Below are 25,006 nucleotides of genomic sequence, written 5' to 3'. Positions count from 1 at the left end.
CCGTCACAGCCGGCGCGTGCGGTTTTTCCGTGTCGCGCTGCCGCTTGGCGTGGTGACGGCCGTCGGCCTTACGGTAGCCGTCAACTATCTCGATCCGTTCACCATCGCCGTCGACCTGCCCTTCGAACTCGGGCGCGTGTCGCTGTCGGGTACGCAGGTGAAGATGGAATTTCCCCGCCTGCATGGCTTCACCGCCGACAATCGCGGCTACAGCGTCACGGCCATCTCGGCCTCGCAGGACCTGAGCAAGCCGAACAGCATCTCGCTGGAGACGATCGAGGCTAAGCTCGAACTCGCCGAGCACGGATGGGCCAACCTGACCGCCAGCACGGGCCGCTACGACACCAAGACCGAGCAGCTCCGGCTCGCCGGCGGCGTGCGCTTCGACACCTCTTCCGGTTATGGCGGCCTGTTGCAGGACGCCGCGATCGACATCAAGGGCGGCAAGCTGGTCTCGGAACGTCCGGTGATCCTGACCTATCTCGACGGCAAGCTGACGGCGGACAGCATCGAGGTCACGCAGAAGGATTCACGCGCGCTGCTGACCGGCAACGTGCAGCTCGACTTCAAGATGCCGCCGGCCGACGACAAGGACGAGCCGGGCAAGGACGCTTCGAACAAGGAGGCCTCGGAGAAGGCCGCCTCCGGCGTCGCGTCGGCGCCGAAACTGCGCGGGACGGCAAGCGCCGGGGCCACGCCGTGAGACGTGTCATTGAACGGCCGGGGCAGCGCGGCTAGACATGCAGCCATGAACATGTCGCACCGCTTCGCCGGCATCGGCCTCGCCGCTCTTCTGATCACCGCCGCGTGTGTCGGCCCGCTGGTGCGTCCCGCTCTGGCGCAGCAGGGACGCAACGTGCCCAACGCGCTTCAGGGCTTCGCCACCAACCGCGACCAGCCGATCCGCATCAATGCCAACAGCCTTGAGGTGCGCGATCAGGAAAAGCAGGCGGTCTTCACCGGCAATGTCGTGGTGCAGCAGGGCGACACCACGCTGCGCTGCAAGGAACTGGTGGTGTTCTACGACGGCAAGGAGACCGGCGGCGCCAAGAAGAGCGGCGAGGCCCTGGCGGCCGGAAGCCCGATCAACTCCTCCGCCGTCCGCCGGCTGGAGATCAACGGCTCGGTGCTCGTCACCACCAAGGAGCAGACCGCGACCGGCGACAATGGGGTGTTCGAGACGGCGTCGAACACCATCACCCTGGTCGGCAGTCCGGTGGTGCTGACCTCGGGCCCGAACGTCATTCGCGGCAAGAAGCTGACGGTCGACCTCTCCAGCGGCCTGTCGCGCTTCGACGGCGGACGCATCGAGAGCCTGCTGGTCCCCAACAGTGTGAAGAACATGGATGCGGCGGCCCCCGGCGCCAAGCCGGGCCAGAAGCCGGCGCCCAAGCCAGCGGCCAAGCCGGCCCCCTGACGTCGCTTCCGCGCTGCCTGCGCGGGGCGGCCCGGCGCTTGTTTCGTTGGCGTGCGAACATTGCCCGGATGGTCCGTGCCGCGGCGTGGCGGGGTTTTCGGCCCGCTTTTTGCATAGTCATTTGCCAGCGGCGCCTTGAGCGTTTATCACCGTCCGGGTGGTGACTTCACCACGGAGGGTGCGCGTGGGATTTTTCTCGACGATCGTCGGACGCGGCAAGTCGGCGTCGCAAGGTTCCCGATCCGATGCCGCGCGCCCGCGCGGCTTTGGCACAGCCGGCCGGGCCACACGCAACGAAGACGAGATCGAGGCGCAGTTCCAGGCGGATTTCGAGGCGGCGCTTGCGGCCGAGCTGCGGGCCCCGCCCCGTGGTTCCGCGCCCCCCGCCGCGCCCCCTGTCGCTCCGCCGCTTCCGGTCGGCTCGCGGGCGCCCTCGCCGGCGACCGATCATGGCGTGCTCAACGCGGTCGGCCTGGCCAAGTCCTATGGCGGGCGGCAGGTCGTGCGCGGCGCGAGCCTGCATGTGCGCCGGGGCGAGGCCGTCGGCCTGCTCGGCCCGAACGGCGCCGGCAAGACCACCATCTTCTACATGATCACCGGCCTCGTTAAGGCCGATGCCGGCCGCATCGAGCTGGACGGCCACGACGTCACCCATCTGCCGATGTACCGCCGCGCGCGCCTCGGCGTCGGCTACCTGCCGCAGGAAGCCTCGATTTTCCGCGGCCTGTCGGTCGAGGACAATATCCGCGCCGTGCTGGAAGTGGTGGAGCCGAACCGCAAGGAGCGTCAGCGCCGGCTGGACGCGCTGCTGGAGGAGTTCCGCATCACCCATGTGCGCAAGTCGCCCTCCATCGCGCTGTCGGGCGGCGAGCGTCGCCGCGTCGAGATCGCCCGCGCGCTGGCCTCGCGCCCGACCTTCATGCTGCTCGACGAGCCCTTCGCCGGCATCGACCCGATCGCGGTCGGCGACATCCAGGCGCTGGTGCGCCAGCTGACCGAGCGCGGCATCGGCGTGCTGATCACCGACCACAATGTGCGCGAGACGCTGGGCCTCATCGACCGCGCCTACATCATCCATTCCGGTACCGTGCTGATGGAGGGCTCGCCCGAGGAAATCGTGGCGAGCGAGGAAGTGCGCCGGCTCTATCTCGGCGAGGAGTTCCGTCTCTAGCATGGCACGCCCGCTGCCGACGGTCCCGTCCGACGCCGCCGGGTTTTTCGCCGCCGGGTTCTTCGCCGCAACGTTCTATGCCGTCCCGCTCGATGCCGCCTGTGGAGAGTGCGTGCCATGTCGCTGAGTCCGCGTCTCGAATTCCGCCAGACCCAGTCTTTGGTGATGACGCCGCAGCTGATGCAGGCCATCAAGCTGCTGCAGCTCTCCAATCTCGACCTAGTGGCCTATGTCGAGGCGGAGCTGGAGCGCAACCCGCTGCTGGAGCGCCAGACCGAGCCCGAGGGCGAGCGGGCGGGCGACGGCGAGGGGGCGAGCGGCGAGGGCGGCGAGCGCACCAGCGACGCCGATCTCGACCCGCGCGGCGGCCAGGGCCTGGAGACGCAGGAGAGCGGCGGCGAGCGCGAGGAGCGGGTGTCGGACTGGATGGAGGAGCGGCTCGACACCAGCCGCAGCGCCATCGAGGACCGTCTCGACACCGGGCTTGAGAACGTCTTTCCCGACGATGCCGGCCGCGAGCCCACCGGTCCCGCGCCGAGCGGCGAGGGACCCTCCTTTTCGGAATGGACGGGCTCCGGCTCCGGCGGCCGCGACGACGACGGCTATAATCTGGAGGCCTTCGTCTCGGCGGAGACCACGCTGTCGGACCATCTGGAAGGGCAGTTGACGCTTGCCGTGAGCGACCCGGTCGAGAGGATCATCGGCCAGAACCTCATCGACCTCATCGACGAGGCGGGCTACCTGGCGGCCGATCTCGGCGGCGTGGCGGAACGGCTCGGCGCGCCGCAGGCGACGGTGGAGAAGGTGCTCGGCATCATCCAGACCTTCGATCCGCCGGGCATCGGCGCGCGCTCTCTCGCCGAGTGCCTCGCCATCCAGCTGCGCGAGCGCAACCGCTACGACCCCTGCATGGCGGCGCTGCTCGGTCATCTCGAACTGCTGGCGCGGCGCGAGTTCAACACGCTCAAGCGCGTCTGCGGCGTCGACGACGAGGATCTGGCCGAGATGGTCGGCGAGATCCGCCGGCTGAACCCGAAGCCGGGCCTCGCCTTCGGCTCCGGCGTGATCCAGCCCATCGTGCCGGACGTGTTCGTGCGCGGCACGCCGGACAATTGGTTGGTGGAGCTCAATTCCGAAACGCTGCCGCGCGTGCTGGTGAACCAGGCCTATTACAGCCGGGTGCAGAAGACGACGCGCAACGAGCGCGAAAAGGCCTTCATGTCCGACTGCATGCAGACCGCCACCTGGCTGACCCGGTCGCTCGACCAGCGGGCCCGCACCATCCTCAAGGTGGCGACCGAGATCGTGCGCCAGCAGGACGCCTTCCTCACGCTGGGCGTGCAGCATCTGCGGCCGCTGAACCTGCGCATGGTGGCCGATGCGATCGGCATGCATGAGTCCACGGTGTCCCGCGTGACGTCGAACAAGTACATGGCGACGTCGCGCGGAATCTTCGAGATGAAATATTTCTTCTCGTCTTCTATTTCCGCGTCCGATGGCGGCGAAGCGCATTCGGCGGAATCGGTGCGCTTCCGCATCAAGCAGATGATCGACGCCGAGTCGCCCGACGATGTGCTTTCCGACGACACGCTGGTGCAGCGCCTGCGCGAGGCCGGCATCGACATCGCCCGCCGCACGGTGGCGAAATATCGCGAGGCGATGCGGATTCCCTCGTCGGTTCAACGCCGCCGCGAGAAGCAGGCCGCGCTTTCGGCGGGCTGAACGCCGTCCGGCGCAGGCGCCCCGCCGAGCTATCCACTGCCCCTCGTTGACACATTCCCTCGCGGCTCCTACGTCTTAATGGCACCGGCCGGGCATGTAGGGGGTTCGGGCACGGAGGGGGCGTAGATCGCGAGCGCCTTTCGCCATGCCCCAGCAGAGGGACTAGTCACGATGCCGCTGCGGGTTTCTGGAAAAAATCTCGACGTAGGCGAGGCACTGAGACAGCGGGTTTCCGACCGCGTCGCCGGTGCCATGGACAAGTACTTCGACGGTGGCTGGTCCGGCCATGTCACGGTGGCCCGCGAGGGCTCCGGCTATCGCTCGGACTGCGCGCTGCATCTCGATAGCGGGACGGTGCTGCAGGCCCATGCGGACGCGCAGGACCCCTATGCCAGCGCAGATGCCGCCGTGGAGCGCATCGAGACGCGCCTGCGGCGCTACAAGAGCCGCATCAAGCGCCGCGCGGTCAATGGGGAGGCCGAGATGCTGGCCGAGACCGTGCCGCTTACCGTCTTCTCCACGCCCGATCATGAGGATGCCGAGGCCGCCGACGGCTGGAGCCCCACGGTCGTGGCCGAGGCGACCGCCAACCTGCCGCGCCTGTCCGTCAGCGACGCGGTTCTCGAACTCGACTTCACCGGCGTCACGGCCCTCGTGTTCCGCCACGCGAGCCATGGCCGCATCAATGTCGTCTACCGGCGCGGGGACGGCCATGTCGGCTGGGTCGATCCGCCTGCCAGCGCAATGGCGGAAGACGTCCATTGATCCCCCTCTTCTCCGGGAAGCGCGCGGCCGCACTGTCGGTTCGCGCGCTTCGCATCGCCACGACGCGGATCGTCCCATGGCCCTGAACGATATCTTGGCGCTGTCAGCGATCTTCCCGACCCTGCGGGTCAGCAGCAAGAAGCAGGCCCTGCAGGAACTCTCGGCCCATGCGGCGGAGATCCTGAAACGGGACGAGCGGGAGATCTTCGAGACACTCAACCAGCGTGAGCGCCTCGGCTCCACCGGGGTGGGCAACGGCATCGCCATTCCCCATGGCAAGCTGGCCAAGATGGACAAGCTGTTCGGCATGTTCGCGCGGCTGGAAAAGCCGATCGACTTCGAGGCCCTCGACGGCGAGCCGGTCGACCTGATCTTCCTGCTGCTGGCGCCCGAGGCGGCGGGAGCGGACCATCTGAAGGCGCTGGCGCGGGTGGCGCGGCTGCTGCGCGATCCCGAGGTCGCCCGGAAGCTGCGCAATTCGCGCGACGCGGCGACCATCCACGCCACTCTGACCGGGACGCCGGCCACCGACGCGGCGTGAGGCGTCGCCGGCCGGCGACGTCGTGCCGAGAGGGATGCTGCGTGCTGTAAGCGTTGCGGGGCGCCCTGGATCGGTGGGGCGAGACTTCGCCTGTCAGGAGAGACGTTCATGGCCGACGCGCCGTTTCCCGCCAATTCTCCCCTCGCTCCCGAACAGTGCCGTGCGGCGCGCGCCTTGCTGGGCTGGCTCCCGCAGGAGCTGGCCGAGCGGGCGCGGGTGACGCTGGACTGGCTCGCCGAGTTCGAGCGCGGCACGGAGGCGACGGACGACCTCGACCCCGGAGAGGCCGCGCGCGTGCGCCGGGTGTTCGAGAAGGCCGGCGTCGATTTTCTCGATCCGGGCGAGCCGAGCAGCGGCGGCGGTCCGGGCCTGCGCATCAAGCAGCCGGGCGGCTACATCCCGGCCGAGCGGCTCAGTTCCGCCAATGACGGGTGACATGGCCCGCGCGTCGTCCCGGACGGTCCGCAGGACCGATCCGGGATCGTTCGCATCTGTCATGGCGCGATCCCGGCTCGTCGCCACGCGGCGGCCGGGATGACGGTGGCCCCGCTCTCGGGGCGTGATCACCTCAGGGCGTGATCGCCACCTTCAGCACGCCGTCGCGCTGGTGCGAGAACAGGTCATAGGCCGCCTCGATGTCGTCCAGCTTGAAGCGGTGCGTCACCAGCGGCTTGAGGTCGACGCGGCCGGAGGCGATGACGTCGATCAGCCGGCGCATGCGCTCCTTGCCGCCCGGGCAGAGCGTGGTGACGATCTTGTTGTCGCCCAGGCCCGCGGAGAAGGCGCCGAGCGGGATCTTCAGGTCGGTGGAGTAGACGCCGAGCGAGGACAGCGTCCCGCCTGGGCGCAGCACCTTCAGCGCGCTCTCGAAGGTGTTCTGCGTGCCGAGCGCCTCGATGGCGACGTCGACGCCGCGACCGTCGGTGAGCGCCATGATCTGTTCGACCACGTCGCCCTGCTTGAAGTCCACCACGTCCGAGCAGCCGAGCTTCTTGGCGATCTCCAGCCGCGCCGGCACGGTGTCGACGCCGATGATGCGGGTGGCGCCCTTGAGCTTGGCACCGGCCACCGCGCACAGGCCGATGGGGCCGAGCGCGAACACCGCGACATGGTCGCCGATCTTCACCGCGCCACTCTCGGCGCCGGAGAAGCCCGTCGACATGATGTCCGGGCACATCAGCACCTCCTCGTCGGAGAGCCCTTCCGGCACCGGCGCGAGGTTGGCGAGGGCGTCGGGCACCAGCACATATTCGGCCTGGGCGCCGTCGATGGTATTGCCGAACTTCCAGCCGCCCATCGGCTTGAAGCCGTGCTTCATGCCCGGGCCATCCTGCGAGGCGCAGCCGCACAGGCAGGCATAGGAATAGCCTGAGGGGGTGATGGCGCCGGCGATCACCCGCTGGCCCTCGGCATAGCCGGTCACCTGCGAGCCGAGCTTCTCGATGATGCCCACCGGCTCATGGCCGATGGTGAGGCCGCGGGCGACCGGATATTCGCCCTTGAGGATGTGCACGTCAGTGCCGCAGATCGTCGTCGTGGTGATGCGGATCAGCGCATCGAGCGGACCGACGTCCGGGATCGGCTTCTCGTCGAGGACGATGCGACCGGGCTCGACGAAGATCGCGGCTTTCATCTTGGCCATGGGGAACTCCTGCGGTGAATGTCGCGGGAGGATGCCCGTCTCCTGTCATAGCGCCATGACAGGGGTCAAAAGCCGGCCACCATGGCGATGGTTCGGGAGGCGGGCGAGGACTTTCAGCCGATCCCGCGCTCGGCCATCAACCGTATCACCGCCGCGCGCAGCTCGGAAATGCCGGCTCCCTCGCGGCTGGAGGTGGGGAACACGATCGGGAAGGCCGCCGGGCGGCGGACCAGCGCCGCCTCGGTGGCGGCGACGCGCTCGGCCAGTTCGGCCGGCTTGAGCTGGTCGGCCTTGGTCAGCACGATGGCGTAGGACACCGCGGTCTTGTCGAGGCCGTCGAGCACTTCGAGGTCGATGGGCTTCAGCCCGTGCCGCGAATCGATCAGCACGAAGACGCGGGCGAGGTTGGCGCGCCCGCGCAGATAGGCGTGGACCGTCGCGGTCCAGGCATCGACCTTGTCCTTGGGAGCCTTGGCGAAGCCATAGCCCGGCATGTCGACGAGGGTCAGCTCCGGCCCGAGGCCGAAGAAGATCAGCTCCTGCGTGCGCCCGGGCGTCACCGAGGTGCGGGCGAGCGCCTTGCGGCCGGTCAGCGCGTTGACGAGGCTCGACTTGCCGACATTGGAGCGGCCGGCAAGGGCGATCTCGATGCTGCGCATGGCGGGCAGGGTGGCGATGGTCGGCGCCGCCGTGAGGAAGGTCCACTCGCCGGCGAAGAGCCGGCGCCCGGCCTCGATTTCCTCGGCGGTGAAGCGGTCCTTCCCGTCGTCATGCTCGTCCTGGGGGCTGTTCACGGGTCAGCCGGCCTTCGGCTTCTTCTTGGAAAACAGCCCGGTCAGATTGTCCCACAGTTCGATCTTCACGCCGTTGCGGCGCATGATGACCGACTGCTGGATCACCGACAGGGTGTTGTTCCACGCCCAGTAGATCACCAGACCCGAGGCGAAGGAGCCGAGCATGAAGGTGAAGATGAGCGGCATCCAGTCGAAGATCATCTTCTGGGTCGGGTCCGGCGGGGCTGGATTGAGCTTCATCTGCGCCCACATGGTGCAGCCCATGATGATCGGCCACACGCCGAGCAGCAGGAAGTGGCCGATCACCGGCACGGTGCCGGGATCCCACGGAATGAGGCCGAACAGGTTGAAGATCGTCGTCGGATCGGGCGCCGAGAGGTCGCGAATCCAGCCGAAGAACGGCGCGTGCCGCATCTCGATGGTGACGAACAGCACCTTGTAGAGGGCGAAGAAGACCGGAATCTGGATCAGGATCGGCAGGCAGCCGGCGACCGGATTGATCTTCTCCTTCTTGTAGATCCCCATCATCTCCTGCTGGAGCTTCACCCGGTCGTCGCCGTAGCGCTCGCGCAGGGCCTGAATCTCCGGCTGCACCGCCTTCATCTTCGCCATCGAGGCGTAGCTCTTGTTGGCGAGCGGGAAGAAGACGACCTTCAGCATCACCGTGACGACCAGGATCGCCACGCCGAAATTGCCGACGAAGCGGTAGATCCAGTCGATCACCAGGAACAGCGGCTTGGTGATGAAATAGAACCAGCCCCAGTCGATCAGCAGGTCGAAGCGGTCGATATTGTACTGCGTCTGATAGCCGTCGACGAGCTGCACCACCTTGGCGCCGGCGAACAGACGGCCGTCAGTGGAGGCCTTGGCGCCCGGCGCGACGGTGACGGCGTCGCCGAGGAAGTCGGTCTGGTAGGTCAGGTCGTTGCCGGCCTGCGCGGCGGAGAAGCGCGCCTGCACCTTTTCCTGCGCGCCGGGGATGACGGTCGCGGCCCAGTACTTGTCGGTGATGCCGAGCCAGCCGCCGACCGAGGGGAAGGTCTGGCTGCGGGATTCGGCGATGGCGCTGTACTTGATCTCGTGCAGCCCGCCTTCCGACGTCACGCCGATCAGGCCTTCATGCAGGATGTAGTAGCCCAGCGTGTGCGGCGTGCCGTGGCGCGAGACCAGCGCGTAGGGATGCAGCGCCACCGGCTCGGCGGTCGCGTTGTCCACCTCGTCCAGCACATGGAACATGTAGTTGGCGTCGATGGAGAGGGTGCGGCGGAAAGTGAGGCCGGCGCCATTGTCCCAGGTGAGGACGAGCGGGGTCTCCGGGGTCAGGCGGGCGCCTTCCGGGGCGGTCCACAGCGTGTCGGCGGCCGGTACCGCGACGGTCGAGCCGGCGCCGGGCACCCAGCCAAATTCGGCGTAGAAGGGGTTCGGTCCGCCCGAGGGCGAGAGCAGCACGATGATCGGGCTGCTGTCGTCGACGGTCTCGTGATAGCCCTTGAGCGACAGATCGTCGATGCGCCCACCGCGGAGGGCGACGGAGCCGACGACGCTCGGCGTGTCGATGGCGACGCGCGGCGTGCGCGCCAGCGCCTCGGCACGGGTCAGAGTCTTGGGAGGAGTCGCGGCCGGGCTCGGCGCCGCGGTGCCGGGCGCCGGAGCGGCGGCATCGGTGCCGGCCTGTCCCTGCGGAGCCTGCTGAGCGGCCTGCTGGGCAGCCTGTTGCTGCCGCTGCTGTTCCATCTGCGGCACGCCGGAGAAGAACTGCCAGGCAATCAGCACCGCCATCGACATCACGATGGCGAGGATCATGTTGCGGTTTTCACTGGTCATGCAGCGGTTCTCCGTCGGCGTGCGGCGGGCGCTGCGCAGCGTCACCGCGCGCAGGCTTCGGCGGGCGCCGGCTTCCTGAATGAAGGCGGGCGATGCCCCGCTCTATGTCTTTGACGAGGTCGATAAAAGGCGTGCCGAGCGCAGCGCGCCGGGCAACGATCACATAATCGAAGCCGGCCTTGCCGGCATGCGGCAGGGCGTCGCGGACAGCCGCACGCAGCCGGCGGCGGATGCGATTCCGCTCGACGGCATTGCCGTGCTTCTTCGTGACGGTGAGCCCGATCCGGGGTGGGGTGTCGTCCGCGCGGTCACGGCCCTGCAGCAGCAATGGGCCGGAATTGGCCCGCAGCCCGGAGGCTGCGGCCAGAAAGTCCTTGCGCTTGACGAGCCGGTGCATGGCGGGGCGCCGATCCTCAGGCAGCAGGGCGGCGCGCCCCAGCCATATGGGGCCGAAAGGCGGGATCAGGCCGAGAGACGCTTGCGGCCATGAGCCCGGCGGGCATTGATGATCTTGCGGCCGTTGGCGGTCGCCATGCGCGCACGGAAGCCGTGCCGGCGGGCGCGCACGAGCTTGCTCGGTTGATAAGTGCGCTTCACGGGTCTTTCTCCGCTTGTTCGATACGCCAGACCGGACCGGAATGCTCCCCGGATCCGGCGCGGACCACGAAACCTGTCGTGGCGAAGGGCGGACATGCGGGGGGCAACCCGACCGCGCAGGCAGCCTTGGTTGGAGCGGGCTTATAGGGGGGGCGCTTCACCGAGTCAACTTGCGCGTGGCGCCGGACGATCAACTTGTTCGTGCTTCGCGCACGGTTCCCCCCTGGCGAGCGCGCCAAGCTGCCATACATTGAAGGCGAGGGGCGACATCCGACGCAGGGGTAGGTGCGTATACGTGACGTGGCGTCGCGTGCGCGCCGCAATCGTTGCGTCGGATAGGAAAACGGGCCCCCGGGGCGTCCTTTTCGGGGCGTGTCGGGAGCGATCGCGGGGTGCGATGAAGAAGCGTTCGGAGGTCGGGACGGGAGCCGTCGCCGTGCCCGCCACTGTGGCGGGCATCGGGGAGGCGCGTCCGGCTGCCGACGCGGCACCGGCCGTGGTGTCGCAGGCCCCGGGTGTCGTCACACCCAAGCCGCGCCGCCATCTCGGCCTTTCCGGCAAGCTGCTGGTCTTCACCCTCGCCTTCGTGCTGCTGGCGGAGGTGCTGATTCTCGTGCCGGCGGTCGCCGCCTTCCGGCTCAACTGGCTTTCCGACCGCCTCGCTGCTGCGCGGACCGCCGCGCTGGTGCTCGACGCGGCGCCGGACGGGATGATCTCTCCCCAGCTTACCCAGGAACTGCTGCGCAGCGTCGGCGCCATCACCGTGGCGCTCAAGCGCGACGACACGCGTCGCCTGCTCGCCTCGACCGACATGCCGCCGCAGGTGGACCACCATGCCGATGTGCGCGATGTCGGCCCGTGGCAGGCGGTGCGCGAGGCCTTCGGCACGCTGCTCGCCGACAATGGCCGGGTGATCCGCGCCGTCGGTACGCCGCCGCGCGGCGACGGCTTCGTCGAGATCGTCTTTGACGAGACGCCGCTGCGCAAGGCGATGCTGCGCTTCACCGGCAACCTGCTGCTGGTTTCGCTGGTGATCGCCGCGCTCACCGGCGCGCTGGTCTATCTCGGCCTCGCCTGGATGTTCGTGCGGCCGATGCGCCGGCTGACCCAGCGCATGATCGCCTTTCGCGTCAATCCGGCGCTGCCGGTGCCGGAGCTGGAGCCGGGCGAGCGGCTCGACGAGATCGGCCAGGCCGAGCGGGAGCTGACCGCCATGCAGCGGCAGATCGCCGAGACGCTGCAGCAGAAGAGCCGGCTCGCCGCTCTCGGCCTCGCCGTCTCGAAGATCAACCACGACCTGCGCAACCTGCTCGCCTCGGTGCAACTCATCTCCGATCGCCTCGCCGACATTCGCGACCCGGCGGTGCAGCGTTTCGCGCCGAAGCTGGAGGCGGCGCTCGACCGCGCCATCGCCTATTGCGAGCACACGCTGGCCTATGGGCGCGCGCAGGAGCCGCCGCCGGAGCGCCGCATGGTGGCGCTCGCCCCGCTGGTCGCCGAGGTGCGCGACACGCTCGGCCTCGGCGCGGGCGAGGAGGGGCGCGGCATCGGTTTCGTCGAATCGATCGACCGCGACCTCGAGGTCGATGCCGATCCCGACCAGCTCTTCCGCGTGCTGCTCAATCTCTGCCGCAACGCGGTCGAGGCGCTGGCCGCGCGGACGCCCAACGACCTGTCGCGCGACCAGATCCGCATCACCGGCCGGCGCGAGGGCGCCATCGTCGTCATCGAGGTGGCCGATACCGGCCCCGGCGTGCCCGAGCGTGCCCGCGCGCATCTGTTCGAGGCCTTCCAGGGCTCGGCGCGGCGCGGCGGCACCGGGCTCGGCCTCGCCATCGCCGCCGAGCTGATGCAGGCGCATGGCGGCGACATCCAGCTCGTGCCCGGCACCATCGGCGCCACCTTCCAGCTGCGGGTACCCGACCGTCCCGTCGACCTCGACGCCCACCGGGCCCTGCGGTCGCATGGCTGAGCGCGAGGGCAGGGGCCGGCGCGGCGGCCGGGCGGCCTTTGCGGCGCTCGCCGCCTCGTTCCTGCTGGCGGCCCAGACCGGCATGACCCATGCCGCCGATGTCGCCGTCTCCGGCCGCCGGATCCTCGTGGACGGGCAGTCCTTCGCAGTGCGCGGCGTCGCCGGCGACGGGCCGCTCGCTCCGCTGGCCGGTCTCGGCGCCACCACGGTGCGCAGCTATGGCGGCGATCCCGGCCCGCTGCTCGACGCGGCGCAGAAGGCGGGCCTGATGGTGATCGCCGGCCTGTGGGTCGGCCAGCCCCGGCAGGGCGCAGACTACGGCGATTCGGCCTTCCGCTCCCGCCAACTCGCCGAGCTGGAGGCGACCGTGCGGAAATACCGCGACCATCCGGCCCTGCTGATGTGGGCCGTCGGCAACGAGGTCGAGGTGGATCTGGCCGATGATTCGGCGGTCTGGCCGATCATCGAGGAGACGGCCGGGATGGTCCGGCGCACCGATCCGGCGCATCCGACCCTCGCCGTGCTCGCCGAGACCGGCACCGACAAGGTGGAGAAGCTGCTCCGGCAGGCGCCCAGCATTCAGGTTCTCGGCCTCAATTCCTATGGCGACGCGCTCTATTCCGCCGCCGCCCGCGCCCGCGCGCAGGGCTGGCAGGGGCCGGTCGTCGTCACCGAGCTCGGCGCGCTCGGCCAGTGGCAGGCCGCGCACACGCCCTGGGGCGCGCCCTTCGAGCCGAGCTCGACGCAGAAGGCGATCCAGCTGCGCCGCTACCTCAAGGCGCTGGACGAGGCGGAGGCCGGCGCCATCCTGTTCCTCTGGGGCCAGAAGCAGGAGGTGACGCCGAGCTGGCACAGCCTGCTGCTCGCCGATGGCACATGGCTCGAGGCGTCGGAGGCGATGGCCGGGGCCTGGGGCGGGGGCACGCCGGGCGGCAACCATGCGCCGCGCATCTTCTACCTGCGCGTGGCGACCGACCCCAGCGCGCCCTTCGCCACCTGGCCGGCCGACGGCGAGGGCGCCTTCACCCTCGACGCGGTCGATCCCGATGGCGACCTGATGGATGTTCGCTGGTTCGTGATGGGCGAGAGCGCGGCGCACGGCATTGGCGGCGACGCGGAGACGGCGCCGCCGGTGTTTGCCGACGCGGTGCGCCAGAGCGGGCCGACCGGCGCGCGGGTGTCCGGCCTGAAGCCCGGCCGCTACCGCATCTTCGTCGAAGTGCTGGACGGACAAGGCGCGGCGGCGACCGCCAACATGCCCTTCGCGGTGCGCTAGCTCGCGCGACGGTGTTGCATGGGGCTGTGGATAGCTTCTTCCGCCATCGGGACGTCTTGCAATGTCCGCCGAAACGGGGTAGCTGACGGGCCCTCGCAACGGCGTTGTCCGTTTCGATCACGACTTCCTCCGCGGTGCGGAAGACGTCGGGCGCCCGTAGCTCAGCTGGATAGAGCACCAGACTACGAATCTGGGGGTCAGAGGTTCGAATCCTTTCGGGCGCGCCACTTCGGTACAAAACTGCGAACGCCCGGATGGGCGGCTTGGTCGGCGAGTGCGGCCTTCTCCAGAACCGTTTTTGAGCCGTGGATGCGCACGACGTGCTGGTCGACGTCGACGGCATCGATCAGCGCGCGCAGATAAGCCGTGCGGAACGGCACCTTGCCCGCAAACCGATCGAGTCGATCCGGCGCCGCGGCACGGAGTTCGCCTCGAACACCATTCTTGCCCGGCCGATGGATCGCCGCGTCGAATGGCATTCCATCGCGCCCGGGAACCCGATGCAGAACGGCTACATCGAGAGCCTCAATGGCCGGATGCGCGCGAGCTGTTGAACGAGAGCCCGTTCCTCAGCCTCGCTCATGCCCGCCGCGCAATCGCCGTATGGGTGAGCGACTGCAGCATGGCGAGATCGCATCACTCGCTCGGATACCAGACCCCGGCGACCTTGGCCGAATTCCTCACCGCAGCCGGTTCTCCGGTGGCTCGACCCTCGCCCCACGGTGCAACTGCAGCGGGCGCAACTGCGGCGGGCGAGGCTCCAGTCGCCGCTGGGTGAAAACCCAGTGGCGGGTCACTGGGGCATGGCGAGTGATGCCCGACGGCGATGCATGCGGCGGACCTGCCGGCGCGCTTGCGCGCCGGTCGTCCGACGACGCACCTAAAGGCTTTGATTATAGGCGCCGACCTCGGGGTGGGTACGCAGAACGCCGTCGACCACGCGAAACATGTCGCGCATGCGAGCCTCGGAGACCGGGCTCTCCACCACGACGACCAGCTCCGGCTTGTTGGAGGAGGCGCGCACGAGGCCCCAGGAGCCATCCTCCACCGTCACCCGTATGCCGTTGACGGTGACGATATCGCGTATGGGCTGGCCGTCGATCGTCGCGCCGCCCGCCGCCATCTGTTCGAAGTGCTTCACCACGGCATCGACCACGCCGTACTTCTTCTCGTCCGCGCAATGCGGCGACATGGTCGGCGACGACCAGGTCTTGGGCAGCGCTTCCCTCAGGGCGGAGAGCTTCCTGCCGGGATTGCGGTCGAGCATGTCGAGAATGGCGATGGCCGAGACCAGGCCGTCATCATAGCCGCGGCCGATCGGTGTGTTGAAGAAATAGTGGCCGGACTTCTCGAAGCCGGCCAGCGCGCCCGTCTCGTTGACGCGGCGTTTCATGTAGGAATGGCCGGTCTTCCAGTAATCCGTCGTCACGCCATTGGCCTGCAGCACCGGGTCGGCGGCGAAGAGCCCGGTCGACTTCACGTCGACCACGAAGGTGGCTTTGGGGTAGAGCTCCGAGAGGTCCCGCGCCAGCATGACGCCCGTCTTGTCGGCGAAAATCTCCTCGCCGAGGTCGTCCACCACGCCGCAGCGGTCGCCGTCGCCGTCGAAGCCGAGGCCGACATCGGCGCCGGAGGCCAGCACCGCATCGCGCATGGCGTGCAGCATTTCGAGGTCTTCGGGGTTGGGATTGTATTTCGGAAAGGAATGGTCGAGCGCGGTATCGAGCGGCACCACGTCGACGCCCAGCGCCTCCAGGATGCGCGGAGCGAAGGCGCCGGCGGTGCCGTTGCCGCAGGCCACCACCGCCCTGACCGGATGCTTCAGTCTCGCCCGACCGGTCAGGTCCCGGATATAAACCTCTGGGAAGTCCCGGACATAGCGATAGGAACCGCCCTCGCGCGCCTTGCCGGCGCCGGAGAGAACGATCTCTTTTAGCCGGCTCATCTCATCCGGGCCGAAGGTCATGGGCCGGTCGACGCCCATCTTCACGCCGGTCCAGCCATTGTCGTTGTGCGAGGCGGTGACCATGGCGACGCAGGGGATGTCGAGCGCGAACTGCGCGAAGTAGGCCATGGGCGACAGGGCGAGGCCGATGTCGTGCACGCCGATCCCGGCCGCCATCAGCCCGTTGGCGAGGGCCTGCTTGATGGAGGCGGAATAGGCGCGGAAATCGTGGCCGACGACGATCTCGGGCCGCACGCCGCGTTCATGGATCAGGGTGCCGAGCCCCAGGCCAAGCGCCTGCACGCCCATGAGATTGATCTCGCTGCCAAACAGCCAGCGCGCGTCATATTCGCGAAACCCCGTCGGCTTCACCAGCGGCTCGGTTTCGTAAGCGTAGGTGTTGGGCTCGAGTGACGCCTGAGGGATGGGGAACATGAAACCTTGACCTCTTCGTTGCGTGAGACACATGTGGCGAAAGACGGCGCTCAGGGCCTCCAATAGGCCGGATCGGCAATGGCGGAGACATCCGGGAGCCCCTTGGCGGCGGGCCGCACGCGGATGTTGGTGTAGTCCTCGCACAGGGTCATGAGCCAGAGCTGGCGCCGGCCGGTCTTCGGGTCGATGATCGCGCGCGCATAGGCATCCTCGTGGCCCGGCGCGTCAGTGAATCGGGTGCGCGACGAGATGTCGAAGGTGCCGCCCGCCGGCGGGCCGCAGCGCCCGCGCTGGCGCAGTTCGCGGGCGAGGTCGGCCGCGGAGCGACGGCTGCGGGGGTGAACCCAGTCCCGGCGCGCCCATTTCTCCCAGCGCGACAGGCCGAACTCGCGTGTCCAGTAGGTCTGCTCCATCTGCAGCGTCGCGCCGGGCGAGAGGCCGTCGCGGCTGACCTGTGCGAAGTGGCTGGAGACGATCGACACCATCTCGCGACCGGCGGTGTAGCGCATCGGCGCGACCAGCCAGGTGGTCAGCGCCCGGCGATAGCGGGTGGGACAGGCCTGCGGCAGAGCCGAGGCGGCGCCGGTGGCAAGGCGGCTCTCGAACACGCCATAGCCGCTCTGGCCCACCGATGGCACCGCGGCCGGCGCGATGATCCAGCCGCGGAAGAAGCGTCGCGAGGAATCGCTGTCGTTCCGGCACAGGGGGGTCTGATACACCGACAGCGCCACCGGGCTGTAGCTGCCCATGATGAAGCCGTAGCCTTCATCATGCCACTGGATCGAGGCGCCGCCCTCGCCGGGCCTGCCCGGCCGGCCGCGTGCGCCGCCGCAGGCGCTCGCCGGCAAGCTCAGGGTGGACGAGACGATGCGCGTCTGCCCGCCGCGCTCGACCGGCCGGTTGAGCTTCGCCACCGTGCCGCCGTCCTCAGCACAGTCGCCGCCGGCATTGAGGAAGTTGCGCAGCTCATAGGGGGGCGGCTCTCCCGGACGGATGTCGCGCCGGCGCTCGCAGTCCACGTCGCCCGGCACGAGACCCGGCAGGATGCGGTCCGCCGCGTCGACGCACACATCCATGATCATGTAGTCGGCAATTCCCGCCGGCTCGGCGGCCCGCACGGGCGCGCAAAGGCCGACGAGCAGCAGGGCGACCGGCGTCAGGCTGAAGCAGTTCCTCATCATGACGTCACTCCCATTTCGGGTGACAGGCGGAGCGGCCCGGATCGGCTGGCGCTCCGCCTGGATCGATGTCCCGTCCGGTCAGTCCTCAACCCATGTCACGTCGTTGGTGCGGATGATCGAGGAGATCATCAGCGCCATGCGCAGGAACTTGGTGAATTCCGCTCCGGGCGAGTTCGCGACATAGACGATGTCGCCGACACGGATCGGGAAGGCCCGGGCGATGAAGTAGCCGGAGGGATTCTTCAGATTGAGCCGATAGATGACCGGGACGGCGCTGTTGCCGGACAGGAACGGCGATTGCGGATTGATGGCGCGCACCACGGCCGCCTGTTCGTAGCGGAAGATGAACACGCCGCTGGGATCGGCCTGGGCGTCGATCAGGCCACCAGAGGAGCCCACCGCCTCGGCGACGGTGAAGTCCTCGCGGTCGATCGCCACCTCGCCCGCTCCCTTGACCGCACCGAGCGCGGTGAAGCTCTGCGGGCGGCGGAACACATAGACCGTGTCGCCCGGCTGCATGAAGATGTTCTCGTCCGGCCTGGCGAGTACGGCGGTCAGCTGCATCGTCGCGCTGCGCTTGCCGCGGGTCACGCGCACGAAGGTTTCGTGCGGTGGCGCCTTGATCCCGCCGGCCTGGGCGATGACCTCCAGAAGCCGGTCGCCCTTCACGTTGAGGTTCACCCGGCCGGCGCCGGTGAGATCGCCGACCACCACCACGGAGGCGGAGGTCTGCTGCGGCAGCGTGATCAGCACCTGCGGATCGATCGACTTGCCGGTCAGCCCCTGCTCGATCGTCTTGGCAATCTCGCTCGGACGTTTGCCGACGACCGACACCTCGCCGACATAAGGCACCTTGATCCGGCCGTCGCGATCGACGGTCTGCTGCGGCAGCATCTCGCTGCCCGAGCCCGCGTCGACCGAGCCCCGCCCGAAGAGGCCGCCGGAACTCGCTTCCCAGATAGAGACCTGGACCACGTCGCCGACATTCACCCGGGTCTCAGGCGCCGGCCTGCGGGCGCCGAAGCTGCTGGCAAGGCTCGACGAACGCCACAGATGCATGGCCTTCACCACGTCGGCGTTGACGTCGACGATCTCGTAGTCGACCGGCTCGCGTGGCTGTACGACCTCCTGGGTCATCGGCCCCGAGCCGGGAAAAAACACGCATCCGCCGAGCGAAAGACTCAGCACGGCAAGCCCCGCCAAACGGGCCATCGGACCCCGGACAATCAAACCACCCGATCCCCTTTACTCAGTAGTCCTATCAATACAAATGAAGCTTACCAATTCTATACTGATATAAAAATTGGTCGAAAATCTGCTTTTCTGGTGATTAATGGCTCTGTAATGCGATCAATATAGAGATATACGATAATACCACTATGCATGAGTGTCGCGTCGACTTCCCGCATCGGCCGCGGGAGCGTGAAGCCGGCACCGGCCGCAAGGGGCCGGTGCCGGTGGTCCGCCTCACTCGGCGGCGACGGCTGCCGCGTTGGCCTGGCGGGCGAAATAGTTCCGTTCGGCCTTCAGCGCGCGGCGTGCGGCCTGGATGCACTCTTTGCGCTTCTGCACGCTCAGTTCCTTCCATGCCGCCTGGTCGAATTCGACCAGCCGACGGGCCACGAAACGCTCAAGCTGACGGCTGATTTCGGGAAGATCGTTCATGTCGGCTCCTTCAGGTTGGGTCGGGATCTCCCGACTGAAAGTGAGGGAAGGCGTCTTCAGGCCGAGGGCCCAAAGGGTTCGTCGGCGAGGCGCTCCTCCTCGCCGTCATCGTCCTGGCCATCGTCGGTTTCGGACGGTGCTCCGTCATCGATGGTGCGGAAGAGACGTATCGCGTCGCCGATCCGCTCGAACATGTGCAGCCGCCCCTCGTGCAGGACGGCGCCGATGTCCGCGAAACGCCGCAGCATCTGGGGGGATCGTGTAGTGAAGATCAGCGTGGCATGCGACCGGCGCGCCTGCACCAGATCCGCGCAGCGCGCCCGGAACGCCCCGCTGCCGCCGAACAGGGCCTCGTCGGCGAGAAAGATGTCGAACGGAAGTGCATAGGAGGCCGCGAAGAGGAAGCGGGAGCGGCGCTCCCTCGTATAGCTCGACAGCGGCTGGTCGATCTCCTCGCTCATCTGCGCGAAGTCGGCGACGAAGCGCGTGGCGGCGTCGCCGTCGAAGCCGTTGACGCGGGCGACGAAGTGCAGGTTTTCGCGACCGGTAAGCGCGGCGTGGTAAGCCTGCGTGTTGGCGATGGGCGGCGAGACGGAGCCGCGGCGGCGAACCTTTCCGCGGTCGGGCAGGGTCGAGCCGCCGATCAGCCTGATGAGTGTCGACTTGCCGGCGCCGCGCGCGCCGAGGATGCCGACCGACGCATGGCGCGGGAAGGCGGCGTCGAGATGCTCGAACACCCGCCGCGCCCCATGCGCGCCCCGGAAGGTCTTGGCGATGTCCGACATCTCCACCGCCATCATATCAGCCTCGCACGGAAGACGCGTTCGAGCGCCAGTCCGATGAGCAGCGCGACGAGGCCGAAACCGACGAGGTAGGACTTGTCGAGGGTGAGGGTGGGGTAGGTCAGGTAGAAGCCGGAGCGGAACCATTCCAGCCCGTGCAGCAGCGGGTTCCAGCTCAGCCAGTAGCGGATCTCCGGCGGCATGAAGTCCGGCACGAAGAACACGCCGGACAGGAAGATAAGCGAGCGCGAGAGCACGCCATAGACCACCGCCCACAAGCGGAAGAAGGCGCCGATCACGCCGTTGATGAGGCCGACGCCGATGGCCAGCAGGGCGGTGGCGGCGAAGCCCTCGATCGCCAGCATGGGACGGATCGGGATCGCTTCCGGGATGCCCATGGCGTAGATGGCCGTGAAGAGCAGCACCGCGACGATCAGCAGGGTCGCGGTCTCCAGCAGGGCGCGGGCCAGCATGATGTCGAGCGGCTGGATGGGCGCGAGCGCGCGCACCAGCCCGCTGGCGCGGATCGCGCCGGTGGTGCGCCCGGACACATGGGTGAACAGGAAGAACGGCAGGATGCCGGTGCCGAGGAACAGCAGCAGGCTGGTGCCGAAATCGGGGCGCCGGCCGATGATGCTGAAGATGCCCATCATCATGGCGAGCTGCAGGATCGGCTCCAGCAGGGCGAGCAGATAGCTGAGGCGCGAATGCACCGAGCGCAGCCGCATCTCGCGGAGCATCAGCGCGATGACCACGCGGCCCTGCGTCCGCAGGCCCTGCGCGATCCGGCGGTGGCCGAACCCCTCGTCGGGGGCGTCGATCGGCGGGTTGAAGCTCATCGCCGCACCTCGCTCACGCCACGTGGTCGCGGATGGAGAAGAACACCATGACGCCGATGAACCAGAGCGCGCCGGTGGCAAGAAGGATGATCAGGACGGAGACGCTGCGGTGCGGGTATTGGCTGGACTGTGCCAGTGCCGGCTGGACATAGGTCGCGACATAGGTCTGTTGCGCGGCGGCCTCGGAGCGGGCGAGTTCGAGTGCCGAAAGCGTCGTCTCGTAGTATTTCTCGGCAAACTGGCGGCTGAGATCGACATCCTCGTAATTCGACAGCACGTCCGACAGCACCGGCACGCCCGCGGCCGCCGTTCCGGCCGCCGGCGCGGCGGCATTGGCGCTGTCGCCCCCCTTGCCGATCTCGCGCTCGATGGCGGTGATCTGCTTGCCGGTGGCGGCAATGCGGCTTTCCAGCACCTTCACGGTGGGCGCATTCGCATCCATGTAGGTGCGCAGCGAGGCGAGCTGGGACTGAAGCCCGGCCAGTTCCCCGCGCAGCTTCATGGCGAGGTCGAGCGTTCCGCCCGCGGTGCGTGCGGCGTCCGGGGTCTGTTCGAGGTCGCGGAACTGGCGCAGCGCCAGGCGCGCGCCGCGCAGCCGGTCCTCGGCGCGGGATACGTCCGCCTCGGCATAGGTCACGGCGTCGCGGCGGGCGCGGGCCGAGATGTCGTTGATCAGCCTTTCGCTTTGGACGACCAGCGTGGCGGCGATCTTGTGGGTGTCCTCCGGGGTGAAGGCGCGTACGCGCACCAAGGCGAGGCCGGTCGCCAGATCGAAGGACGCGTCGATCATTGACTGCCAGTAGGCGACGAGGCTCTCCATCGTGTCCTCGCCGCCCAGCCGCGAGAGGCGGTCGACGCCCGCGCGCGAGTACATTTCGCGCAGGTCCACGGTCTTGAGCAGGTCTTCCACCGCCTGGCGGCTGGAGAGGTAGTCGACGACCAGGAAATTGTCGGTGAAAATGCCCGATCGTGCCGCGGAACCGAGCGCGGTGCTGGCGGCGGTGGTGCCGGCCGGCGCGAAATCCTGGCTGCGCACCGCGAAGCGGAACTCCGACACATATTGGTTGGAGACGAAGAATCCATAATAGAGCGCGGCGGCGAGGGTCGGCGCGGCGACCATCAGCAGGAACGACGCCCACAGTCCGACCGAACGGGGCTTGTGCACCTTGCGCGGGAGGCTGGCGGCGAGTTCGGACGTGTCGCGATCCGGCAACGGAAAGCCGTCGCGTTTGGTGATCGGCCGCATCGGCTTGGCGCGCCCCACCGGGGGCCGAGCATCCTCCGCGGCCGGCGTCTCTCGCGCAACGGGGCGCAGGGGCTGGGTCTTCGCCGGCGGGACGACCTTCGCCTTCACAGGCATTTCTCCCATAGGCTCCGCCTTTGACGCCGAGAATTCAAGAATAGGGTGCAGCTTGTTCACTTAACGTCACCCGCATATTCGTATCGTTGATATGAAATAAGTATATATTCGTCAATTATTCTCGTAATAGTTAAACGATTATGAGATTCAAAATCATTAATAGTTATTTTGTGTTGAAATATACGAAAGAATCGCATTAATTTGACGCATGTCGATGCTTCGTTGTCTGCAAATTCATGGATGAGATGAGACCTGTGGCGGCCATCTTGCTCGCGTCCCTGGCGGTCACCCTCGCGGGCGCCGGCCGGCTGGACCGTCTGGCGGTGCCGTCCCGCGATGGCGCGGAGCGGATACGTCAGGCGCGCGGGCCCGGCGAGGCCCAGGCGCTGGGCGCCGCGATCGCTGGCTGGCTCTGGATGCTCTGGCTCGGCCTGTCGGCGCGCCCGTTCTTCGCCACCGTGGCTGCGCTGGTAACGGTTGGCGTGTTCGTGCTGATCTCGCGCGTCAAATATGCCTATCTGCGCGAACCCCTCGTGTTCAGCGACCTCGGCTTCCTGTCGACGCTGATCCGCCACCCGGCGCTGTTCTATGTCGGACGCTGGACGGCGGCCGGCCTCGGCGCCGCCGTTCTGCTGCTCGCCGGCGCGATCTTCGTCTGGACCCGGATGGAGCCACGGGTACTGGGCGAAGCCGCGCAACTCTTCGTGCTCGCGGCGGCCATCCTGATCGCCGCCGCTTTGCCGATGCTGGCGGGCCGGATCGCCGACCTGCTGCCCACGCTCTCGCGCCAATTGCTCGAGATGCCGGCCTGCGGATTCGTCGGCGCGCAGGGGCTCACTGTGTCGCTGGTCGCGGGCTTCGCGCTCTGGCGGAAAGACGGTCGGCGGGAAGGCCCGCGCGAACCGTCCGGGGTGCCGCTCGCGGCGGATGGCTATCGCGCCGTCATTCTCCTGCAGTCGGAATCCTTCGCTGATCTGCGGCGGAACGGCGTGGCGCTGGACCTGCCACAGGTCGACCGCCTGCGCCGCCAGGCATCGGCGCATGGCCGGCTGGCCGTGTCCTGCTACGGCGCCTATACGCACCGCTCCGAGGTGGAAATGCTGACCGGCATCGCCTTCGCGCGCCAGCGCATGGACAGGTTCGATCCCTATCTGCGCCCGGAACGGCTCGCGGCCGCCTCGCTGGCGAAGGGGCTGGGGGCCATCGGCTGGCGCACCCTGTTCCTTCACCCGCACGATCCGCGCTTCTTCCGCCGCGACAGGGCCATTCCCCGTCTCGGCTTTGGCCGCTTCCTCGACGAGGGTGCCTTCAAGCCGGGTGACCGCTTCGGGCCCTATGTCGGCGACGGGGCGGTCGGCCGCCGCATCGTGGAGGAGATCGAGGCGGCCGGGACGGCGGGCGAGCCGCTGTTCCTGATGGCGGTTACCATGGAGGCGCACGATCCCTACGGGCCCGGCCGGCTGCCCGGCATCGACGACCCGATCGAGCAATATGCCCGCCATGCCGCCAATGCCGACGCTCTGCTGGGCACGGTGGCCACGGCGCTCGACGCGCTCACCGACCGCTCGCTGCTGGTCTTCTACGGCGATCATGCTCCGATCCTTCCCGGGCATGAGGGATTGGCGGACGACCGGGCCACGGACTACCTCGTGCTCGAATGCGGTTGGGCGGCGCCGAAGGCGAGCGAGCGTCCCGCCTCGATGCGTTCGCCGGCCGCGATCAACGCCCTGCTTCGCTCGAAACTCGCGGCGGGACGCCACGGTCCCACCGCGACGGCCGACTCGGCGACGACGTCGATGATGCGGTCGACGCGGGAGAAGTGATCCGTCCAGCGCGGCATGCTGACCTCGGCGAGCTGTCGCAGCTGGGCGGCGCGGGCCTGCGAGTCCGGCCGGGCATATTCCTCGATCGCCTGCGCCCAGCCGAGCCCGTCGATCGGGTCGAGATAGCGGGGCGCCTTCCCGGCGATGTCGCGAAAGGCCTGCAGGTCCGAGCAGATCACCGGCACGCGCAGCGCCATCGCCTCGAACAGCGGTAGGCCGTAGCCCTCGGCGAAGGAGGGGAACAGCACGCCGCGCGACTGTTTCATCAGCCGGCGCAGATGTGCGTCGGGCAGCCGGTTGCACTCCAGAACGTGGTCGCCGAGCTTGCGGCAGCGCTCGATGATGTCGATGACGTTCTCGTTCTCCCAGCCGCGGCGGCCGACGATGATCAGCTTGGGCGCCCTGTCGCCGAGCTTCTCCACCAGCACCCGCCAGGCATGCAGAAGCACGAGATGGTTCTTGCGCGGCTCGATGGTACCGACGGTGAGGAAGAACGGGTGCACCTGCGGCGTCGCGGGCTCCTCCGCGCCGAACTCGTCCTCGACGCCAAGCGGGCTGACCACGCTGGGCGGCACGGCCATCTCGCTTCGCGCGGCGAAGGCGGTGAGCTGGTTCAGCGTGTGCTGCGAATTGCAGATGATGGCCTCCGCGGAGGCAAGCACGGTGCGCATCCGCGTCTCGTGCTTCTCCGCATCGCCCGGCCGGACATATTCCGGATGGGTGAGCGGGATGAGATCATGCACCAGATACATCGGCTTGAGGCCGTGGCCCCGCACCATCGAGCGCACGCCGGCGATGGAGTTCAGCCCCTCATGCGAAACGTTGAGATAGACCGCGCCGTGGGCGCTGCGCCGGCGCAGCAGCCGCGGCAGCAGGTTTACCGGGGAAAACAGGCGCTGGAGCGGCGGCAAGGCGTCCGGCAGCGCCGAGCGCGATGAGGGCGGCGGCTCCAGTGCGCTCAGCGTGCCCGGCGCCAGGTGCAGGAAGCGTTCGACATCGCCAAGTTCGCGCCGCGTGATCCGCCCTTCGGACTGTTTCCACCGCTGGGCCAGCGCCTCGATGAAGGTGGCGATGGTTTCGGCATCGAGATACCAGGTCGAGGCGCGCACCCGTGCGACGAAGGCGGTCCGGTCCTGATAGTGGCGGCTGCCGAGCAGGTGGCGGGCATAGGCGAGTTCGACGCGATCAATGCCCGTCGGCGTCGCCTGAGAGGAACGCCGCAACAGTCGGGTGATGTCGAGCACGACCTTCATGG

General features: G+C 68.2%; 22 protein-coding genes, 1 tRNA gene and 2 pseudogenes. 12 read left to right on the top strand and 13 right to left on the bottom strand.

Annotated features, from left to right (window positions below; translation table 11 throughout):
* Positions 1-16: 16 nt before the first annotated feature.
* The 7 genes from AC1PZ7_RS21475 to AC1PZ7_RS21445 all read left to right on the top strand — a co-directional run bounded on the left by AC1PZ7_RS21475 (position 17) and on the right by AC1PZ7_RS21445 (position 6,051).
* Positions 17-703, top strand: coding sequence for a hypothetical protein (locus AC1PZ7_RS21475; RefSeq protein ID WP_482357216.1), 687 nt, complete (start codon positions 17-19; stop codon positions 701-703).
* A 45-nt stretch (positions 704-748) separates the two neighbouring features.
* Positions 749-1,417: an LptA/OstA family protein gene (locus tag AC1PZ7_RS21470; RefSeq protein WP_482357215.1), complete on the top strand. Its 669-nt coding sequence runs from the start codon at positions 749-751 to the stop codon at positions 1,415-1,417.
* A gap of 184 nt (positions 1,418-1,601) precedes the next feature.
* A complete protein-coding gene (gene lptB / locus AC1PZ7_RS21465; protein WP_482357214.1) occupies positions 1,602-2,588 on the top strand; it encodes an LPS export ABC transporter ATP-binding protein in 987 nt (328 codons plus the stop codon).
* Between the two features lie 117 nt (positions 2,589-2,705).
* Positions 2,706-4,310: an RNA polymerase factor sigma-54 gene (rpoN, locus tag AC1PZ7_RS21460; protein WP_482357213.1), complete on the top strand. Its 1,605-nt coding sequence runs from the start codon at positions 2,706-2,708 to the stop codon at positions 4,308-4,310.
* A gap of 171 nt (positions 4,311-4,481) precedes the next feature.
* A complete protein-coding gene (gene hpf, locus AC1PZ7_RS21455; protein ID WP_482357212.1) occupies positions 4,482-5,075 on the top strand; it encodes a ribosome hibernation-promoting factor, HPF/YfiA family in 594 nt (197 codons plus the stop codon).
* Positions 5,076-5,151: 76 nt separating this feature from the next.
* Positions 5,152-5,616 (top strand): PTS IIA-like nitrogen regulatory protein PtsN, encoded by a 465-nt coding sequence (gene ptsN / locus AC1PZ7_RS21450; RefSeq protein WP_482357211.1) that lies wholly within the window; start codon positions 5,152-5,154, stop codon positions 5,614-5,616.
* A 108-nt stretch (positions 5,617-5,724) separates the two neighbouring features.
* A complete protein-coding gene (locus tag AC1PZ7_RS21445; RefSeq protein ID WP_482357210.1) occupies positions 5,725-6,051 on the top strand; it encodes a helix-turn-helix domain-containing protein in 327 nt (108 codons plus the stop codon).
* A gap of 133 nt (positions 6,052-6,184) precedes the next feature.
* Here AC1PZ7_RS21445 and AC1PZ7_RS21440 read toward each other — a convergent pair whose 3' ends face one another.
* From AC1PZ7_RS21440 to rpmH, 5 genes are all read right to left on the bottom strand, one after another.
* Positions 6,185-7,258, bottom strand: a complete 1,074-nt coding sequence (locus AC1PZ7_RS21440; RefSeq protein WP_482357209.1) for an NAD(P)-dependent alcohol dehydrogenase — start codon at positions 7,256-7,258, stop codon at positions 6,185-6,187.
* 113 nt (positions 7,259-7,371) lie between these two features.
* Complete coding sequence (gene yihA / locus AC1PZ7_RS21435; protein ID WP_482357208.1) at positions 7,372-8,052, bottom strand: ribosome biogenesis GTP-binding protein YihA/YsxC; 681 nt, start codon at positions 8,050-8,052, stop codon at positions 7,372-7,374.
* 3 nt (positions 8,053-8,055) lie between these two features.
* A complete protein-coding gene (yidC, locus tag AC1PZ7_RS21430; protein WP_482357207.1) occupies positions 8,056-9,876 on the bottom strand; it encodes a membrane protein insertase YidC in 1,821 nt (606 codons plus the stop codon).
* Entirely contained in the window at positions 9,866-10,273 is a 408-nt protein-coding gene (rnpA, locus tag AC1PZ7_RS21425) for a ribonuclease P protein component (RefSeq protein WP_482357206.1), read from the bottom strand. Before rnpA ends, yidC begins: the two co-directional genes overlap by 11 nt.
* Positions 10,274-10,338: 65 nt before the next feature.
* Positions 10,339-10,473, bottom strand: coding sequence for a 50S ribosomal protein L34 (gene rpmH, locus AC1PZ7_RS21420; protein ID WP_482357205.1), 135 nt, complete (start codon positions 10,471-10,473; stop codon positions 10,339-10,341).
* 397 nt (positions 10,474-10,870) lie between these two features.
* On the opposite strand from rpmH, the gene AC1PZ7_RS21415 reads away from it, so the two are divergent.
* From AC1PZ7_RS21415 to AC1PZ7_RS21400, 4 genes and pseudogenes are all read left to right on the top strand, one after another.
* A complete protein-coding gene (locus AC1PZ7_RS21415) occupies positions 10,871-12,445 on the top strand; it encodes an ATP-binding protein (protein WP_482357204.1) in 1,575 nt (524 codons plus the stop codon).
* Positions 12,438-13,721 carry a glycoside hydrolase 5 family protein gene (locus AC1PZ7_RS21410; RefSeq protein WP_482357203.1) on the top strand — a complete coding sequence of 428 codons (1,284 nt, stop codon included), beginning with the start codon at positions 12,438-12,440 and terminating at the stop codon, positions 13,719-13,721. Before AC1PZ7_RS21415 ends, AC1PZ7_RS21410 begins: the two co-directional genes overlap by 8 nt.
* Before the next feature lie 150 nt (positions 13,722-13,871).
* Positions 13,872-13,948, top strand: a tRNA-Arg gene (locus tag AC1PZ7_RS21405).
* Positions 13,949-14,110: 162 nt separating this feature from the next.
* Positions 14,111-14,415 (top strand): annotated as a pseudogene (locus tag AC1PZ7_RS21400) (integrase core domain-containing protein); the annotation flags it as partial.
* Positions 14,416-14,601: 186 nt separating this feature from the next.
* On the opposite strand, the gene AC1PZ7_RS21395 reads toward AC1PZ7_RS21400, so the two are convergent.
* From AC1PZ7_RS21395 to AC1PZ7_RS21365, 7 genes are all read right to left on the bottom strand, one after another.
* Positions 14,602-16,101: a phosphomannomutase/phosphoglucomutase gene (locus AC1PZ7_RS21395; protein WP_482357202.1), complete on the bottom strand. Its 1,500-nt coding sequence runs from the start codon at positions 16,099-16,101 to the stop codon at positions 14,602-14,604.
* Between the two features lie 50 nt (positions 16,102-16,151).
* A complete protein-coding gene (locus AC1PZ7_RS21390; RefSeq protein ID WP_482357201.1) occupies positions 16,152-17,282 on the bottom strand; it encodes a hypothetical protein in 1,131 nt (376 codons plus the stop codon).
* 78 nt (positions 17,283-17,360) lie between these two features.
* Positions 17,361-18,419: a polysaccharide biosynthesis/export family protein gene (locus tag AC1PZ7_RS21385; RefSeq protein ID WP_482357200.1), complete on the bottom strand. Its 1,059-nt coding sequence runs from the start codon at positions 18,417-18,419 to the stop codon at positions 17,361-17,363.
* A 330-nt stretch (positions 18,420-18,749) separates the two neighbouring features.
* On the bottom strand, positions 18,750-18,947 hold the full coding sequence (locus AC1PZ7_RS21380; protein WP_482357199.1) for a hypothetical protein: 198 nt from the start codon (positions 18,945-18,947) through the stop codon (positions 18,750-18,752).
* Between the two features lie 56 nt (positions 18,948-19,003).
* Positions 19,004-19,747: an ABC transporter ATP-binding protein gene (locus tag AC1PZ7_RS21375; RefSeq protein WP_482357198.1), complete on the bottom strand. Its 744-nt coding sequence runs from the start codon at positions 19,745-19,747 to the stop codon at positions 19,004-19,006.
* A complete protein-coding gene (locus AC1PZ7_RS21370) occupies positions 19,744-20,568 on the bottom strand; it encodes an ABC transporter permease (RefSeq protein ID WP_482357197.1) in 825 nt (274 codons plus the stop codon). Before AC1PZ7_RS21370 ends, AC1PZ7_RS21375 begins: the two co-directional genes overlap by 4 nt.
* Positions 20,569-20,581: 13 nt before the next feature.
* Positions 20,582-21,922 (bottom strand): KpsE/RkpR family capsule polysaccharide export protein, encoded by a 1,341-nt coding sequence (locus AC1PZ7_RS21365; RefSeq protein WP_482357196.1) that lies wholly within the window; start codon positions 21,920-21,922, stop codon positions 20,582-20,584.
* 242 nt (positions 21,923-22,164) lie between these two features.
* Here AC1PZ7_RS21365 and AC1PZ7_RS21360 point away from each other — a divergent pair.
* A pseudogene (locus tag AC1PZ7_RS21360) lies at positions 22,165-23,529 on the top strand (LTA synthase family protein); the annotation flags it as partial.
* Positions 23,530-23,570: 41 nt separating this feature from the next.
* Here the strand turns inward: AC1PZ7_RS21360 and AC1PZ7_RS21355 are convergent.
* Positions 23,571-25,004 carry a glycosyltransferase family 4 protein gene (locus tag AC1PZ7_RS21355; protein ID WP_482357195.1) on the bottom strand — a complete coding sequence of 478 codons (1,434 nt, stop codon included), beginning with the start codon at positions 25,002-25,004 and terminating at the stop codon, positions 23,571-23,573.
* Between the last annotated feature and the right edge of the window lie 2 nt (positions 25,005-25,006).

This window comes from Ancylobacter sp. TW_SC_1 (genome assembly GCF_056836805.1).
The sequence above is the reverse complement of the archived record's forward strand: the minus strand, read 5'-3'. Positions and strand labels throughout refer to the sequence as shown.